At 68.9% G+C, this 16,375-nt stretch carries 13 protein-coding genes; 3 read left to right on the forward strand and 10 right to left on the reverse strand.

All coding sequences use genetic code 11. From position 1 onward, the window contains the following. Positions 1–921 carry a LysR family transcriptional regulator gene (locus WA670_RS31655; RefSeq protein WP_336159758.1) on the forward strand — a complete coding sequence of 307 codons (921 nt, stop codon included), beginning with the start codon at positions 1–3 and terminating at the stop codon, positions 919–921. 105 nt (positions 922–1,026) lie between these two features. Here WA670_RS31655 and WA670_RS31660 read toward each other — a convergent pair whose 3' ends face one another. From WA670_RS31660 to WA670_RS31680, 5 genes are all read right to left on the reverse strand, one after another. After that, a complete protein-coding gene (locus WA670_RS31660) occupies positions 1,027–1,218 on the reverse strand; it encodes a hypothetical protein (protein WP_336159760.1) in 192 nt (63 codons plus the stop codon). A 360-nt stretch (positions 1,219–1,578) separates the two neighbouring features. Next, complete coding sequence (locus WA670_RS31665; protein WP_134728347.1) at positions 1,579–2,718, reverse strand: permease; 1,140 nt, start codon at positions 2,716–2,718, stop codon at positions 1,579–1,581. Positions 2,719–2,941: 223 nt separating this feature from the next. After that, entirely contained in the window at positions 2,942–4,147 is a 1,206-nt protein-coding gene (locus WA670_RS31670; RefSeq protein WP_336159763.1) for an FAD-dependent oxidoreductase, read from the reverse strand. Further along, positions 4,144–4,644, reverse strand: a complete 501-nt coding sequence (locus WA670_RS31675) for a nitroreductase family deazaflavin-dependent oxidoreductase (protein ID WP_336159764.1) — start codon at positions 4,642–4,644, stop codon at positions 4,144–4,146. Before WA670_RS31675 ends, WA670_RS31670 begins: the two co-directional genes overlap by 4 nt. 37 nt (positions 4,645–4,681) lie before the next feature. Beyond that, positions 4,682–5,299, reverse strand: coding sequence for a TetR/AcrR family transcriptional regulator (locus WA670_RS31680; RefSeq protein ID WP_336159765.1), 618 nt, complete (start codon positions 5,297–5,299; stop codon positions 4,682–4,684). A gap of 247 nt (positions 5,300–5,546) precedes the next feature. Here WA670_RS31680 and WA670_RS31685 point away from each other — a divergent pair, with 247 nt between their 5' ends. Beyond that, on the forward strand, positions 5,547–6,209 hold the full coding sequence (locus WA670_RS31685; RefSeq protein ID WP_336159767.1) for a TetR/AcrR family transcriptional regulator: 663 nt from the start codon (positions 5,547–5,549) through the stop codon (positions 6,207–6,209). Here the strand turns inward: WA670_RS31685 and WA670_RS31690 are convergent. From WA670_RS31690 to WA670_RS31705, 4 genes are all read right to left on the reverse strand, one after another. Next, positions 6,206–9,058 (reverse strand): FAD-binding and (Fe-S)-binding domain-containing protein, encoded by a 2,853-nt coding sequence (locus WA670_RS31690; protein ID WP_336159768.1) that lies wholly within the window; start codon positions 9,056–9,058, stop codon positions 6,206–6,208. The genes WA670_RS31685 and WA670_RS31690 overlap by 4 nt on opposite strands. A gap of 52 nt (positions 9,059–9,110) precedes the next feature. Further along, entirely contained in the window at positions 9,111–10,568 is a 1,458-nt protein-coding gene (locus WA670_RS31695) for an APC family permease (protein WP_037806082.1), read from the reverse strand. 119 nt (positions 10,569–10,687) lie between these two features. Beyond that, entirely contained in the window at positions 10,688–11,659 is a 972-nt protein-coding gene (locus WA670_RS31700) for a D-2-hydroxyacid dehydrogenase (RefSeq protein WP_336159769.1), read from the reverse strand. Positions 11,660–11,717: 58 nt separating this feature from the next. Beyond that, positions 11,718–13,478, reverse strand: coding sequence for an IlvD/Edd family dehydratase (locus WA670_RS31705; protein ID WP_336159770.1), 1,761 nt, complete (start codon positions 13,476–13,478; stop codon positions 11,718–11,720). 295 nt (positions 13,479–13,773) lie between these two features. On the opposite strand from WA670_RS31705, the gene WA670_RS31710 reads away from it, so the two are divergent. Beyond that, complete coding sequence (locus tag WA670_RS31710; protein ID WP_336159771.1) at positions 13,774–14,919, forward strand: Gfo/Idh/MocA family protein; 1,146 nt, start codon at positions 13,774–13,776, stop codon at positions 14,917–14,919. 92 nt (positions 14,920–15,011) lie between these two features. Here the strand turns inward: WA670_RS31710 and WA670_RS31715 are convergent, their stop codons facing one another. Then, positions 15,012–16,367, reverse strand: a complete 1,356-nt coding sequence (locus WA670_RS31715) for an NAD-dependent succinate-semialdehyde dehydrogenase (RefSeq protein WP_336159773.1) — start codon at positions 16,365–16,367, stop codon at positions 15,012–15,014. Between the last annotated feature and the right edge of the window lie 8 nt (positions 16,368–16,375).

Raw genomic sequence — 16,375 nt, forward strand, 5'->3', positions numbered from 1 at the left:
ATGCCTGGCTACACCCTCCGCCAGCTCGAGTACTTCGCGGCGGTAGCGGAGGCGAAGTCGATCTCGGCGGCCGCCGCGGAACTGCACGTGACTCCGACCGCGGTGGCTTCCGCGCTCACCGAACTGGAACGCGTGCTGCGCACCCAACTGGTGGTCCGCCGCAAGGCGCACGGCATCACGCTGACGCCGACCGGCCAGTACCTGCGAGAGCGCATCGCCGGCCTGCTGCGCGACGCCGACGAACTCGAACGGGCGGCCGCGGGCGGAGGCCGCGAACTCGCCGGGCCGCTGGCGCTGGGGTGCTACTCCACGGTCGCGCCGACGGTGGTCCCCATCCTGATGGAGTGGGTGCGCGACCAGCACCCGCGCGTGGATCTGTCGGTGGTCACCGGCAGCCAAGCCGAACTGCCGCAGCGGCTGCTGACCGGCGGGCTCGATGTCGCTGTCGGCTACGACATGGCACTGCCGGACGGACTGGACTCCGTTCCGCTGTACAGCGCCCCGCCGTACGCGCTGCTGCCCGCCGCGCACCGATTGGCCGGCCGCGACACGGTACAGCTGGCCGAACTGGCCGACGAGCCCATGATCATGCTGGACTTCCCGCCCGCGGCCCAGCACACCCGCGAACTGTACGAGCGGGCCGGCATCGAACCCCGCGTCGCGCACCGGACCGCCGACTTCGAACTGACCCGCTCGCTGGTCGCCCGCGGGTTCGGCTATTCGGTGCTGATCCAGCGCCCCACGGTGAACCGGTCGTACGAGGACCTGCCGCTCGCGCTGTGCGACCTCGAACCCGCGGAACCGGCCGCGAACGTGGTGATGATGTGGCCCCGCGAGGTCCGCCTGAACGACCGGGCCGCCGCGCTGGTCGAGTTCGCCGCTCGCAACGCTGACCGGCTGGATCCGCGCCGCCGCGCCTGAAGGTCAGGTCCCGGTCCAGGTATCGACGGATCGGTTGGCACCGCACAGCGGCGTGCATACGCTGGACCGGCCACAACGCCCGCGTTCTATCCGCACCGAGCCTGTTCAGGTGTGCGTGAACCGTACGACGGCTTTCGATCTCTCGAGCGCGACCACCTCGAACGACAGCTTGTTGATGCTGGACGCGCCACCCTGGTTCGGGGTCTGGCCCATCGCCGACATCACCATCCCGGACGGCGAAATGGACTGAAAGTCGACGCCCGCGGACGAGACCGCGGTGATGTCCAGCGAACTCATCCCGAGGCTCCTGTTGAAGCGGATGGTCACCGGCCCGGTCACCAGGATCTCGCACTCGCCGTCGGCGCAGGCGCGCAGGTTGGTCCCGTCCGCCGCCGTGGGGAACGGCGCTTTACTGGTCGTGGGCGCGGCGCTGCTCGATGCCGCGGTCGCGCTGGTACTCGCCGGGGCCGGAGACGACGGCGGCGTAGTCGTCGATGCGGTCGGCGAACCGCCGCACGCGGAGACGGCCCCGGCGACCGTCAGGGTTGTGAGGATCGTCCTGGCCATCAGGTATCGCATGCGGGAACGCTAAGCCGGGTGTTCCGGGACCGGTCCCGGAACACCCGGAGCCGCCCCGAAAACCGCCGTGGCGGCGCGTCATCGCCCGTCGGCGGGCCCGTTCATCATGCGCAGCATGCCCAGTCCGCCGGTGCGGACGAACCGCACGACGAGCAGCGCGGCCACCGCGAGGAAGGCGATGTTCAGCCAGGTGGTGTAGTTCCACGAGACGCCCGCGGCCGCCACGATCGCCTGCCGCTGCCCGGGAATCAGCCCGGCGGCCCCGAAAATCAGCTCGACGAGATAACCCGCGCCGACCATCGCGGCGTAGAACGTGGCCAGCAGGACGAGCGTCATCCGGACGCCGTAGTACTTCCGGTAGATGTTCAGGATCGGCAGGATCAGCAGATCGGCGAAGAGGAACGAGACGACCCCGCCGAAGCTGATGCCGCCGTTCCACAGCACCGCCGCCAGCGGGACGTTCCCGATCGAGCACACGAACGACAGGATCGCGACGACCGGCCCGATCAGCGGCCCCCACACCGCCGAGACGACCGGGTCGCCGGAGAAGAAGAACGCCCGCCAGAACGCGTCCGGCACCCACGCGCCGATCGCGCCCGCGATCAGCAAGCCGATCAGCAGGTCGCGCAGGATCGCCGCCCACTCCATCACGAAAACCTGCGCCACCGCGGTGAATCCTTGCGGGGAAAGCAGTCTGGCCGCCGCCGAACCCTCCGCCTGGACCGACATGTCCATCGCGGCGTGGCCTTCCATCGAACCGGCCAGCCCGCGCTCCGCCTGGTCCCGGGCCCGGTCGATCAGCTTCTTCCGGACGAACAGCCGGAACAGCACCGCGAGCAGCACGATCATGATCGGCCCGCCGACGAACTCCGCCGCGGTGAACTGCCAGCCCATCAGCAACGCCAGGATCACCCCGAGCTCGACCACCAGATTCGTGGAACCGATCTCGAACGCCATCGCCGCGGTGAAGTCCGCCCCCTTGCGAAACAGCGAACGGGCCAGCGCGACCGCGGCGTAGGAACACGACGAGGACGCCGCGCCGAGCAACGACGACACCGCCAGCGTCCGCGGCCGCCGGTCGCCCATCAACCGCACGATCGTGGATCTGCGCACCACCGCCTGCACCACCGCGGACAGCAGGAAACCCAGGATCAAGGCCCAGAGAATCTCCCAGGCCATCGACCCCGCGAAAGCCAGCGCACGCCAGATCGCGTCCATCGCCCGAGCCTAAGCTCCGCCGGGTTATCCGGCATCGCGTCGGCAAGCACAGGCGAATCCGGCCGAACCCAGCTCCCACGACGATCATGGTGCCGGTGGAAAGTTCCCCGTGCAACGAACTCGGCACGGCCGATCCGGACTTAGCGACTGTTTCCGACTCGGCCGCCGCGGCACCGGTCGCACGCACGCCGCCGAACTGTCCACAATGGAGCAACCTGCGCGGCTACCGGACTGGGGAGCCAGCAGCGTCCGGTGCCGAGGCGAGGGCGCGAACGACCGCGGTTTCCTTGCCCGACAAAAACTTGACGAGGAACCGGTTCAGTACCGGGAGCAGGAAGAGCCGCAACGCGGCGCGGCGGGCCAGCAGTTCCCCCCGCGATCGCGGCAGGAACCACCGTGCGCTCTTGAGGGCGGCCGCCTGCTTGTCGGCGACGACCGGACGCCACAGCCGCTCGTAGTTTCCCAGCGCCTCCGGCACGGTAGCGGCGCGAGCCACTTGCTCGGCGAGCACGTACGCTCCGCCGATTCCCAGCGAGGCGCCCATTCCCGCGAGCAGCGAGACCGCGTAACCCGCGTCGCCGACCAGGACGACACGGCCGCTGCTCCACCGCGGCATCACGATCTGCGCCACCTGGTCGTAGTAGACCTCGTCGTTCGGCGGACAGGCGGCGAGAACGCGCGGCGCGACCCAGCCGAGCCGCCGGTACTCACGGCGAAGCGCGGCGACCCGGTCCTCGGGCAGCGTCGGGTCCGTCGCACGGTGGACGGCGAAAACGGCGACCCGGCCGTCCCGGAGCCCGTAGCAGCCGAGCTCGGCGCCGATGCTGTCGGAGAGGCAGAACCGGTCGCGTACCAGCGCCTGTACCTCCGGGTCCTCGAACGTGTAAGCCGCGGTGTGGAAGCCGAGGTACTTGAGAAAGCCGGACTCCGGGCCGAACGCCAGCTCGCGGACCGTCGAATGCACCCCGTCGGCACCGACCAGCAGATCCGCCTCGAAAGGGGCCCCGTCGGCCGTATCGACGCGGACGCTCCCCGCCCCGTCCGAGACCCCGACGACCTCGGCGCCGAATCTGAGCTCGACGTCCTCGGGCAGGCTTTCCCGCAGGGCCGACTCGAGATCCGGCCGCATGATGCTCAGCAGCCGACCGCCGACGGGCTTGGCGAACGCGTCGTACCGGATCACGGCGCGCTGCCGGCCGGATTCGTCGTAGTAGCCCGCCTCCTCGACGTCGTAGCCGAGTTCGCGCAGCCGAGGGAGAACGCCCATCGCTTCCACCGCGTCGTACCCGGGCCCCATGAAGTCGATCATGTAACCCTGCGCGCGCGGGCCCGGTGCGCGTTCCAGCACCACGACCTCCCAGCCGCGCCGCGCCAGGCACTGCGCCGCGGCCAGGCCCGCGATTCCCGCCCCGCACACGACAGCCTTCACGATCCCGCCCCGTCCAGACGCAGTTCGACCATCGGCAACTCGGTGTCGCGTTCGCTGATCGCCGTGCCGAGAGTGTTCTCCAGAATCGTCTTGAACTTGCGCCACGCTCGCGGATGCTTGCGCACATAGACCGCCAGCGCGGCGTCCGCCTCCTCAGTGGACAGTTTCCGCGCGGTCGCCGGAGACAGGCCCCGCGCACCGCTCGCCACCCGCACCCGCGGCTCGGCGAGAAGGTTGCGGTACCACTGCGCCCGGTCGCCGAAACCGGACGCCACCACGTACGTGTCGTGATCCGGGTGCCCGATGACCTCCAGCACGACGTAACGCCGGGCTCCGGTCTTGCGGCCGACGTGCTCGAGCAGCAGCATCCGGGAGCCGAAAAGGAAACCGAGCCGGGCGCGGTAGAGCCAGATCGGAGCGCGCATCAGCCGCCGGTTGCGCAGCAGCCGGGCGCCCGCGCGGCCAACGGCGTCTGAAGACGGGGTGGCATTGGTCATCTGTCGACCTCGATTCACTGGTGATGGAAAGGGTTCGTCAGGCCGAACCCCGCAGGCCGTCGCGGTACACGGCGAACACCTCGGTGCCCCAGCGGCGCATCCCGTCGGCCGACAGCGGGTCGACGCCGAGGACCTCGCGCAGCCGGTCGCGCAGGATCAGCACCGCGAGGTCGTTGACAAGCAGGAACGCCGCGCGCACCTCGGGATCCGAGCCGGTGTCCGCCATTCCGGCGCTCGCCATGGCCGCCAGCGTGTCCCGGCTCAGCGCGTAGAGCTTGCCGAACAACCCCGACGCCGCCGGCCCGCCGCCGAGCAGCAGCCACCCGAGGTACCCGGGGACGGCCGAGCCCGCCGGAAGGCCGCCGGAGACCGCCTCGGCCAAACTCGGCACCGCCTCCGGATCGAACGGACCGTCCCCGCTCGGGGCGACAGCCTCGGCGAGCATCGCCCCGAAAACCTGGACCACGTGCTCGTCGACCGCTTCCCGCAGTCCGTCCTTGGACCCGTAGTGCCGGATCACCAACGCCGGCGAAACGCTGGCCGCCGCCGCGACGTCGCGAACCGTCACCGCGTCCGGACCGCGCTCGCCGAACAGCCGCAGCGCCTCGTCGCGGATCCTCGCCTTCGCCGTGCGATCGTCCGGTAGTGAACTCATGTTCATGATTATAAACAGATGTTCACTCGACTCGCCAGGACGATGCGCCGACCCGGTTGCGGATAAATCCGATCCACGCCTGTCTCAGAGTGGTACAGAAGCCGGCCGGCGCGGCTCGATAAGTTGGCCGGATCAGGCCAGCACCGCACCGTCCGAAGACAGCCCGTCACGGTGTTTGCCGAGGTTGGGCGCTAACCTCGGCAAACGAGCACCGCAAGTGCCGAGCCGCGCGGCAGAGGGGAAAACGATGAGTTCAGCGCGTCGGTATGACGCCTCGGAAAGACTGCGCGTCCACTTGAGCCAGTTCGACTGGTCCGGGCAGACCCCAGCCAGGCGCGCCGCGCTCGAAGCGTTTCTCCGGCTCTCGAACGCGCACGGCTTCACGACCGTGACCATGCGGATGCTCGCGACCGAACTGACCATCAAGGCTCCCAGCCTTTACGCCTATTTCCCCGGCGGACGGGACGAGATCGTCGCGGAGTCGCTTCGCTGGCATTTCTCCAAGTTCGGCTACGCGATCCTGGCGGCCGTCGACCGGACCGAGACGGCGGCCGAATTCTGGGACGCGATGGTGCGGGAGCATCTCACCCGCCAGGTCACGCTGCCCGAAAGCGATCTCTGGGACCTGCTGGTCGCCACCGACGCGGTCGTGCCCTCGCTCCCCGCCGGCCTGCACGACCAGGTCGACAGCTGGGTCGCCTATTACGAGGACATGTACCGCGCCGCGGCGATCGACATGGGCATCGATGCCGACGTGGACGAGCAGATCCGGCTCGTGCTCACCGTCGTCGAGGGCGCGCGCAGGTGGTGCTCGGCCGACACGCTGCCGGACGCCGTCGCGCGCGCGATTCAGGTTTCGCACTCGCTCTTGCGCCTGCCGTCCGCGGACTCCAGTCGCGTCGGGGCCTAGTCGGCACGCGGCGAGCCGGGCAGTCGAGCAGGATCCATCAACGATGCCAGGTGGCTGCTTCCGCGCAACGGGTCGATCTGGTTCACCTGCATCGCACAGCTGAAGCCGTCGGTGAGCACCGGGGCGTCGGCCGCGCTGTCCAAGGCCGGTCGGATCGAGTGTTCGGCCACCTTCATCGAGACATCGAAATGCTCGGCCTCGAAGCCGAAGTTGCCGGCGACACCGCAGCACGACGACGAGACCGCGACGTCCGAGACGCCCCAGTTGCGCAGCACGCGACGCTGGACGTCCGAGCCGAAGACCGCGTGCTCGTGGCAATGTGTCTGCAGCACGACGCGCTCCGGGGACGGTGCGCTCGGCTTCCAGCCACGAGTGAGCGCCTCGTCCACTGCCGCGGCGAAGGACCGCACCCGGGCGGCGACCCGCTGAGCCGCCCGTCCGCCGACGAGCTTCGGGGCTTCGTCCCGGATCGTCGCGGCGCAGCTCGGTTCGAGCACGACGATCGGCCGGTCGGTCCCGTCGTCGAAACGGTCGACCAGACGCCGGAGCCGGCGTCGCGCGCCGTCGCGCTGGCCGGTCGAGATCCAGGTCAGCCCGCAGCAGGCGTCGGGAGTGCAGCCGACCGTCTCGCCGGTGTCGCGGAGCACCCGGGTCGCGGCGGGAATCACTTCGGGGCGGAACGCGCGGGTGAAACTGTCGGCGAACACGAGAACGTCCGCAGCGTCCGAGAAACGCGCCTCCTCGATGCGAAGCCGTCGCGACCGCGCTGAGACGAACGCAGGCAGGCGTCGTCGTGCGCTCACCCCCAGCCGCTCGCCGAGCCTGCGCACGAACGGATTGCTTGACACGGCGTTGGCGAGACCCGCGGTTCGGGTGACGAGCGGGAGCCACCTGGGCAGCCACCCGATGGAGTAGTGCGTGAACGGGCGCAGCTTGCCGCGGTAGTGCTCGTTCACGAGCTCCGACTTCGCTTCGGCGATGTCGACACCGGTCGGACAGTCGCTCGAGCACGCCTTGCACGACAGGCAAAGATCGAGGGCTTCGCGCACTTCTGGGCTCGACCAGCCGTTCACAGTGCTGCCCTGAGCGCGCGTCAGCTCCTGCAACACGCGCGCACGGCCGCGGGTCGAGTCCTTCTCGTCCTTCGTCGCCCGGTAGCTCGGGCACATGAAGCCGCCGGAGGTCGCGCGGCACCGGCCGACGCCGATGCAGGCGTGCGAGTTCCCGGCGGCCGCGCCCGAAGCGGGAGCTCCTTCGAGGGCCAAGGAAACTGTGAACGGCTCCGGGTCGACGATGATGCCGGGATTGAGCAGCCCTCGCGGGTCCCAGCTGCGCTTGAACGTCCGGAAGAGCGCGATCATCTCGGGCGAGTACATGACCTCGAGCAGTTCGCTGCGCGCGCGGCCGTCGCCGTGCTCCCCGGAAAGCGACCCGCCGTGGGCGACGACGAGAGCGGCAGCCTCGCGGGTGAAGTCCGCGAAGTCGCGGCGACCCCGTTCAGTGTGCAGGTCGTAGTCGAGTCGCATGTGGACGCACCCGGCGCCGAAGTGCCCGTACATGAACGCGGTGTAGCCGTACTTGCGCACCAACGGAAAGAGCTCGGAAAGGTAGTCGGCAAGACGCTCGGGCGCGACAGCCGAGTCCTCCCAGCCCGGCCAGGTCTGCACGCCGTCGATGCGCAGAGACGACAAGCCCGCGCCGTCTTCGCGCACTTTCCACAGTTTCGCGCGTTCGCCGGGATCGGTCACGACGGCGTGGTCGAGCACTCTCCCCGCGCCGCGGAGGACGCCGAGCAGCCGGGTGCAGTCCGTCGCCGCTTCCTCGATCGTGTCGGCGGAGAACTCCACCATCAGGTAGGCACTGCCGCGCGGCAGGGAATCTACGCTCGTCGCGCCGCGTCGATGCCGCATTATGTCCACAATAGACAGATCGAGTCCCTCGAGCGCGGCCGGTTCCGCCGCGAGGATGGACGGCACGTCCCGGGCCGACTCGACGGTGTCCGCGTAGCCCAAGCACAGCAAGGCGGTCGTCCGCGGCTTCGGAACCAGACCGACTCGTGCGCGCACGATGATCGCGCAGGTGCCTTCGCTGCCAGCGAGCACGCGTGCGACGTCGAAGCCGTTCTCGGGCAGCAGTTCGCCCAGGTGGTATCCCGATACCTGGCGCGGGATCCTCTGCAACTCCGTCCGAATCAGGGCGAGGTGCTGCTGCGCGAGGCCGCTGAGTGCCGCGTCGAGTTCGGCGGCGCGTGCGACGGAAACCTGGTCCCCGGCGTCGACGGCACGGATTCCGTCGCGCCCGGCGCGCAGGTGTGCTCCGTCGGCGGTGACGAGTTCGACCTCCAGCAGGTGATGCGTCATCCGCCCGTAGGCCACGGAGTGATTGCCGCACGCGTCGTTCCCGATGGCGCCGCCGATCGTCGCGCGCGATACGGACGACGGGTCCGGGGCGAAGGTCAGGCTTCCCCCGGACTGCTTCTCCACCCTGCTGCGCAGCTCGCCGAGCACGACTCCCGCGTCGGCCCAGACGGTCCGCGAGCCGAGGTCCGCCTCGTCCGTCCTGGTCATCCTCCGGGAGAGGTCGACCACCAGGCCGGAGCCGACCGCGTTGCCTGCCATGGACGTGCCGCCGCCGCGAGTGGTGGCCGGCACGCCGAGCCGAGCGCAGAGCCGAACGATCTCCCGGACCTGCTCGACGGTGCCCGGGAACGCCACCGCCGCGGGTCGCACTCGGTAGTTCGACGCGTCGTAGGAGTACTCCCAGCGGCGGCGGGACGAGTCCTCGACGTCGATCCCCTGTTCCCGGAGCTCGCGAATCAACTGGCTCGTCCCGGTGGCGACTGTCGACACTCGATGCACTCCATTCGGTCGGACCGGTCCCTAGGCTGAGCAGGCGAACGGGTCAGAGCCGCTCCCGGCCGAGTTTCGCATAGACCTCGGGGCGTTTCCTGCGCAGATACCCGGCGTACAGCACGCCGCCGAGGAACAGCGCGAAGGTGAACGCCATGAAGATCACCGTCACCAGAGTCGACCCGCCGATGAGCTCGGGGTAGTTCGCGACGGCCAGATAGGTCACCGCGCCCAGGAACACCATGCTGATCGCCGGCGCGATCACGGTGTTCCACAGCGGTTCGGACGCCTGTCGGCGACGGCGGAGGAAATACACCAGCACCGCCAGGCTCACGACGAACATGAGCAGCAGGACGTTGAAAGTGCCGCTGCCGCTGGCGATCGGGTAGATGGCGTCCGGGCTGACGCCGAGCGCGGCCAGCACAACGATTGCCAGTGCCCAGAGGAAGCCTACGGTCAGCGCGGAGACATAGGGCGAGCGGTGCCGTTTGTGCACGCGGCCGAGCACGCGCGGCAACGCCCCGTCCGAGGCGAGCGAGAAGCTGTAGCGGGCGGCGATGTTCTGAATGGACAGCATCGACGCGAGAACGGAGGTGATCAGGAAAAGCGAGACCACGTCGGAGAAAACCACCCCGACCAGTTGCGCCGCCGAGTCGTGGAACAGCCCGACGGTGTTCGTGCGCGCCGCCTCTTGCGCTCGGTCCGCGCCGAGGTACGCGATGTATCCCCACGCCGCGATCACGTAGAACAGGCCGATGCCGGCGACAGCGAGGTACGTCGCGCGCGGAATGGTCCGGTCCGGGTTCTTGACCTCGTCGCGGAAGATCACCGTCGCTTCGAAGCCGAAGAAGTTGCCGATCGCGAACAGGAGAGCCAATCCCAGGCCGGCGTCGGTCAACCACGGCATCGAGAAGCCGATTCCGTGCGCGACGCGCCCGCCGCTGGTCGCGAACGAAACCACGTCGAACGCAATGACGATCACGACCTCGAGGATCATCGCCACCGTGAGCACCTTTGCCGAGAGATCGATGCGGCAATAGGCGAGAAAGGTGGTGGCGGCAGTAATCGCGAGTGCGTACCAGTACCACGGGATGTCGGGGCCGTGCAAGGTTTTCGCGACGAACGCCTGCAGCGTCACCGCGAAGAACGCGGGTGCGAAGAAGCCGATCAGGAGATAGCCGACGTACGCCAGGAACGCGCCGCCGAGGCCGGTCGTTTTGCCGAGGCCGGCGGTGATGAAGGAGTAGAAGCCGCCGGGATTCTCGATCGAGCGGCTCATCTTCACGAAACCCACCGAGAAAATGAGCAGCATCGCCGTCATGATGAGGTAGATGCCCGGCGCGGCCTTGCCGCTGAACATCATCAACACGGGCATGGTGCCCGCGACGGTCGCCAGGGGCGAGGCGAACGCGAGCACGCTCATCACGAGCGCTCCGATACCCATGTTGCCGCGGAGCCGCAGCCCCTCGGTCGCCGCCGCCGGCGTCGCTGCTTCGGTGTTGCCCACCATAGTGACCTCGTCAACCTCGTCGTTGAGTCGCTTGGAATGGCATGACGCTAATCGTGCGTCCGCACACCTTTTTGTGCCAGTGTGAGACACTCGCCGAACGCGCCTGCCGCGTGAAGAGTTCAGCGCGTCGGCGACGCCGTGACTCCGATGGCGCGCAGGTCGACGACGTCGCGCAGCGGTTCGCCTGCCTTCCAGCGCCGCAGATTCTCGACGAAGCAGTCGACTACGCGGCCGCGCCAGCCCACCAGATCTCCCGACGCGTGCGGAGAAACCAGGATCCGGTTCCTGCTCCACAACGGACTGTCGGCGGGCAGCGGCTCCTGCTCGAACACGTCGAGCGCCGCGGCGCCGAGGTGCCCGCTGTCGATCGCGGCGAGCAGATCGTCGGCGACGACCACGGCACCGCGGCCCACGTTGACCAGCCTGGCCCCTCGCCGCATTCCGGACAGGCGGGCCGCGTCGAACATGCCTCGTGTGTCCTCGGTCAGCGGCAGCGTCAGCACGACATCGTCCGCATCCGGGAGCAATTCGTCGATCTCGCCGATCGCCGCGACGGCGCCGAGTTCGGGGTCCTGCCGGGCGGTCCGTCCCACGACGGTGACGTCCATGCCCGCGGCACGCAGGAGCAGCACGGTTTCCCGCCCTACCGGCCCGGGACCCGCGACGAGCACCTTCCGGCCGAGGATCGGTTCGGTTTCCCGGTGCTGCCACCGGTGCTCGTCCTGCAGTTCGATCGTGCGCCGGAGGTCCTTGGCGAACATCAGCAGCACGCCGAGGACCCACTCCGCGATCGGCCGTTCGCAGACGCCGCGCGAATTGCTGGCCACGATGTCGCTGTGCACGATCGCTTCGGTCAACAGCGGATCCATGCCGATGCTGGAGGTGTGGATCCAGCGCAGCCGTCCCGGCCCGACCTCGCGCAGCAGGGTGCTGCGAAAGTCGTTCAGGAACAGGATTTCGGCGTCCTCCTGGGCGGCGCGCAACTCGTCGGCGGTGCGCACGAGGACAGCCTCTGCCTCGGGTTCCAGCGCATCGAGCGGCGGGGCTTGCCGTTCCGGGGAAACGACGACGATGACTTTCGCGCGGTTCATCTGTTTTCTCCACTTCGGACGGTGTCTCGGCGGATCGCCGCAGGGTTGGCGCGGCCGATCACCAGCCGCCCTGCCACCCGCTGGTGAGGCCGTAAGGGAGCCGTTGCGGCTCTTCGTCAGGCCGCTTGTGCAGGAAGTCGAAGTCGCATCCCTCGTCGGCTTGCGTGACGTGGTCAAGGAAGAGCCGTCCGTAACCGCGGCGGTATTTCGGGGCGGGCAGCTCGACGTTCGCGAGCCGCCGTGCGATCTCCTCGTCCGCGATGTCCAGGTCGAGCCGCTGGTTCTCGACGTCGAGCACGATGGGATCGCCGTCGCGCACGGCGGCCAGCGGTCCCCCGACCGCGGCCTCGGGCGACACGTGGAGGACGGTCGTGCCGAACGCGGTGCCACTCATCCGGGCATCCGAGATCCGCACGAGGTCGCGGATGCCTCGGCGCAGGAGCCGCTCGGGGATGGGCAGCATCCCCCACTCCGGCATTCCGGGCGCGCCGGTCGGCCCGCTGTTGCGCAGAACCAGCACCGAATCCTCGGTGATGGCGAGACTCGGGTCGTCGATCCGGCGCCCGAGGTCGTAGATGTCCTCGAACACGACCGCCGGGCCCCGGTGCTTCAGCAGCTCGGGCGAAGCGGCGCTGCGCTTGATGACCGCGCCATTGGGGGCGAGCGAACCGCGCACCACCGCGATGCCGCCCGAAGCGTCGAAAGGCTGGTCGAGCTTGCTGATCACCTGTCCGTCCGGCTCCGCGGCGTCGCGGTAGCCGTCGGCCAGCGTCTCGCCGGTGACGGTGATCGCCTCGCCGTGCAGCAATGGGTCCAGCTGTTTCAGCACCGCCGAGATGCCGCCGGCGTTGAACAGCTGCTTGACGAGGTGTTCTCCCGAGGGGCGCACGTTGGCGATTCGGGGGGTGCGACTCGAGATCTCGTGGAAGCGGTCGAGCCGCAGGTCGTAGCCGACCCGCCGCGCGAGCGCCAGCAGGTGCACGACGGCGTTGGTCGATCCGCCGACGGCCATGAGCAGGGTGATCGCGTTGTCGAACGCCTGCTCGGTGAGCACCTCGCTCGGTTTGGGCCCCGAAGAGAGCGCCATCTCGACGGCTCGGCGGCCGGTGGCTTCGGCCGCCGCGGCCCGGCGGGAGTCCACGGCGGGAATCGAAGCGGTCTTGGGCAGGCACATGCCGAGGGCCTCGACCAGGGAAGTCATCGTGGAGGCAGTGCCCATCTCGCTGCAGTGCCCCGCGGTGGGCTTCGCACTCGCCTCGAGGTCGTTGAAGTCCTCCTGGGTGATCTTTCCCGCGCGCAGTTCGTCGGCGTACTTCCACGTGTCGGTGCCGACACCGAGCTGACGGCCGCGGAAATACGCGGGTTCCTGGGGTCCGCCGGTGAGCATGATCGCCGGAACGTCCGCGCTCGCCGCGCCCATGAGCTGAGCCGGAACCGTCTTGTCGCACCCGCCGAGCAGCACGATCGCGTCGAGCGGGTAGGCGCGGATGGACTCCTCGACGTCCATGGCCATCAGGTTGCGGAACTGCATCGCCGACGGTTTCATCAGGCTCTCGCCGAGCGAGATGGTCGGGAACTCCAGCGGCAGGCCGCCGGCCATCAGCACGCCGCGCTTGACGGCTTCGGCCAGCAGTTTGAAGTGGATGTTGCAGTTGACCAGCTCCGACCACGAGTTGGCGATCCCGACGACCGGGCGGTCCTTGACCGCGAACTTCGAGAAGCCTTCGGCCTGGATCGCGGTGCGGTGGATGAATCCCGTCAGGTCGTGCGGGCCGAACCACCGCGCGCTGCGGAGGTGACTGGTGTTCGGGTCGGGCATGTTCGCTGCTCCTTGCACGGGGCGTGGTGGTGATCGGTCCGCGCTGACGCGGGACGGTTCGAGCGATGCGGGTCGAACGGCTCCGCACCCGGCGAGCAGTTTCGCCGCGGCCGCAACGGTTCCGGCGGCGGTGCCCGGGATCGGCACGCACCGTTTCCCGGCGCGGCGCGCCTGTTCGCCTGTGGCCGCAAGTACAGCAGCGGGGTGAGCGGCGGCGATGTTCCAGATTGACACACCGTCCGCCGCCGCTGCCTTCCTAGGCTGGCCCGCACCACGCGTCAACGAAGGAGTCGCCTTGCCAGAGAAGAACAGCATCGGAGTCGGCCTGATCTCCGTCGGGGTGATGGGGCGCCTCCACGCGCGCTCCTATCTCCAGAGCCGGCAATTCTTCCCGGAACTGCCCCAGCGGGCGGAACTCGTGATCGCCGCCGAACCGGATCCGGCCGGGCGTGCCCACGCGACCGAAGCGCTCGGATTCCGCGAGACCACGACCGACTACCGCGAACTCCTCGCGCATCCGGACGTCGACGTCGTGTCCATCTGCTCTCCGCCCTTCCTGCATCACGAGATCGCGCTGGCCACTGTCGAGGCCGGCAAGCACTTCTGGATCGAAAAGCCCATGGGCCGCAACGCCCGCGAGTCGCGGGAGATCGCCGAAGCCGCGGCCGCGGCCGGGCTGTGCACGGCGGTCGGCTTCAACTACCGGCACGCTCCCGCGGTCGCCGAGGCCCGCCGTCTGATCCGCTCCGGCGCGCTCGGACGCATCACCAACCTGCAGATCCGCATGATCACCAGCTACGCCTCCGATCCCAACCAGGGCTTCACCTGGCGGTACGAGCAGGCGCAAGCCGGCTCCGGCGCGCTCGGCGACGTGCTGAGCCACGCCTTCGACCTGGCGCAGTTCCTCGTAGCTCCGATCACCTCGGTGAACGCGGTGACCGAACGTTTCATCCGGCAGCGCCCGCTTCCCGGCGGCGGAGCCAAGGAGGTCGAGAACGAGGACTACGCCGCGCTTCTCGCCCGCTTCGACGGCGGCGCGATCGGCGTCCTCGAAACGACTCGGGTCGCCGTCGGCCCGCACGCCGAGTACATCATCGAGGTCTACGGCACCGAGGGTTCGCTGCGCTGGAACTTCGACCGCATGAACCAGCTCGAGGTCGCCGACGACGGCACCGGCTACCGCACAGTGATGACACCGACGTCGTTCGGGGAGTTCGCGCGTTTCCAGCCCAACGCGGGACCCGGCATCGGGTTCAACGACCTCAAAACGATCGAGGCGGCGCTGTTCCTCCGCTCGGTCGCTGAGGGCAAGCAGCTCGCGCCGTCCGCGGCGGACGGCTGGTCCGCCTCCGAGCTGGTGGATGTGTCGCTTCGCAGCGCCGAGTCCGGCCAATGGATCGACGTTCCCGCCGTGACCGGAGCGACCACCACTCAGCTGTAAAACACAAAGCACGCGGAAGGGGCGGGGCTCCGGGAGCTCCGCCCCTTCCGCGTCTCGCGACCGGAAAGCAGCCGCCAAAACAGAGCTGGCGCCTACTTCGCGAAGCGGTAAAGCTTCTTGTTCGCGAACTCGAGCATGCCGACCCTGCCCATCTCACGGCCGTAGCCCGATTTCTTGACTCCGCCGAAGGGCACGTCCGGACCGCCGAGACCGTTGGCGTTGATGAAGACCATGCCGACGTCGAGCTGGTCGCCGACCCGTTCGGCCCGCTCCAGGTCGTCGCACATCACGACCGAGCCGAGTCCGTAGGGCGAGGAGTTGGCGAGCTCGATCGCCTCCTCGTCGCTGGAAACCCGGTAGAGCTGCGCGACCGGGCCGAACAGTTCCTCGCTGTAGACGGCCATGTCCGAGGTGATGTCGCCGATGACGCTCGGCGTGTAGACGTTGCCCCGCGGCTCGTTGTCCCCGACGAGGACCGTCGCGCCCTGCTCGATCGCCTCCCCCACCTGCGCCTTCAGGGTCCTGGTCGCGGAGTCGGACGAGAGCGGCCCGAAATCGCCGTTTTCGTACGACTGGGCTCCGATCGCGGCGGTGAACTTCGCCGTGAACTCGTCGAAGTGCCGGTCGAGGACGACGATGCGCTTGGAGCCCATGCAGCTCTGTCCGGTGTTGTCCATGCGGCCGGCCACCGCGTGCTCGACCGCGTTGTCGAGGTCGGCGACGTCGAGCACCAGGAACACGTCGGAGCCGCCGAGTTCCAGCACGCACTTTTTCAAGGCACGGCCGGCCTGCTCGGCGACGATCGCGCCGGCGCGTTCGGAACCGGTCAGCGAGACGCCCTGCACCCGGTCGTCGGCGATCATGGCGGCGCTCTGCTCGTGGGTCGAGAACACGTTCGCGTACGCGCCCTCGGGGAAGCCCGCGTCGAGGAAGAGCTGCTGCAGCGCGAGCGCCGACTCCGGGCACTGGCTGGCGTGCCGCAGGAGGACGGTGTTGCCGAGGATCAGGTTCGGCACGGCGAAGCGCACGACCTGGTAGTACGGGTAGTTCCACGGCATGATCCCGAGGATCGCGCCGAGACCCTGGTACCGGAAGAAGGTCCGCAGTCCGTCAGCCACCTCGAGCTGTTCGTCGGCCAGCCACTCCTCCGCGTTGTCGGCGAAGGCGGCGCAGATCTTCGACGAGAACCGGATCTCGCCGAGCGCCTGCGGAATCGGCTTGCCCATCTCGCGGTTGATGATCTTCGCGAGTTTGTCCTGGCGCTCAAGGAAAAGCTCGGAGAGCCGGCGAGCAGGCACGGCGCGCTCGCGCACCGTGGTCCGGCGGGACCACTCGTGGTACGTCTGGTGGGTGGCGGCGAGGGCGGTCTCGATCTCCTCCGCGGTCGCCGAGGGATATTCGGCGACGGTTTCGCCGGTGGACGGATCGGTAACGGCGAAGGTGCCCATGTCTTCTC

The sequence above is a fragment of the Amycolatopsis sp. VC5-11 genome (genome assembly GCF_037034185.1).
Lineage (GTDB): Bacteria > Actinomycetota > Actinomycetes > Mycobacteriales > Pseudonocardiaceae > Amycolatopsis > Amycolatopsis nivea.

Bases quoted from the DNA above. Each gene is read 5' to 3' on its own strand.
- WA670_RS31680 (WP_336159765.1), bottom strand. From the start codon at position 5,299: ATGAGTTCACTACCGGACGATCGCACGGCGAAGGCGAGGATCCGCGAC.
- WA670_RS31660 (WP_336159760.1), bottom strand. From the start codon at position 1,218: ATGAGTTCGCTGGACATCACCGCGGTCTCGTCCGCGGGCGTCGACTTT.
- WA670_RS31655 (WP_336159758.1), top strand. From the start codon at position 1: ATGCCTGGCTACACCCTCCGCCAGCTCGAGTACTTCGCGGCGGTAGCG.
- WA670_RS31665 (WP_134728347.1), bottom strand. From the start codon at position 2,718: ATGGACGCGATCTGGCGTGCGCTGGCTTTCGCGGGGTCGATGGCCTGG.
- WA670_RS31700 (WP_336159769.1), bottom strand. From the start codon at position 11,659: ATGAACCGCGCGAAAGTCATCGTCGTCGTTTCCCCGGAACGGCAAGCC.
- WA670_RS31695 (WP_037806082.1), bottom strand. From the start codon at position 10,568: ATGGTGGGCAACACCGAAGCAGCGACGCCGGCGGCGGCGACCGAGGGG.
- WA670_RS31705 (WP_336159770.1), bottom strand. From the start codon at position 13,478: ATGCCCGACCCGAACACCAGTCACCTCCGCAGCGCGCGGTGGTTCGGC.
- WA670_RS31715 (WP_336159773.1), bottom strand. From the start codon at position 16,367: ATGGGCACCTTCGCCGTTACCGATCCGTCCACCGGCGAAACCGTCGCC.
- WA670_RS31685 (WP_336159767.1), top strand. From the start codon at position 5,547: ATGAGTTCAGCGCGTCGGTATGACGCCTCGGAAAGACTGCGCGTCCAC.
- WA670_RS31675 (WP_336159764.1), bottom strand. From the start codon at position 4,644: ATGACCAATGCCACCCCGTCTTCAGACGCCGTTGGCCGCGCGGGCGCC.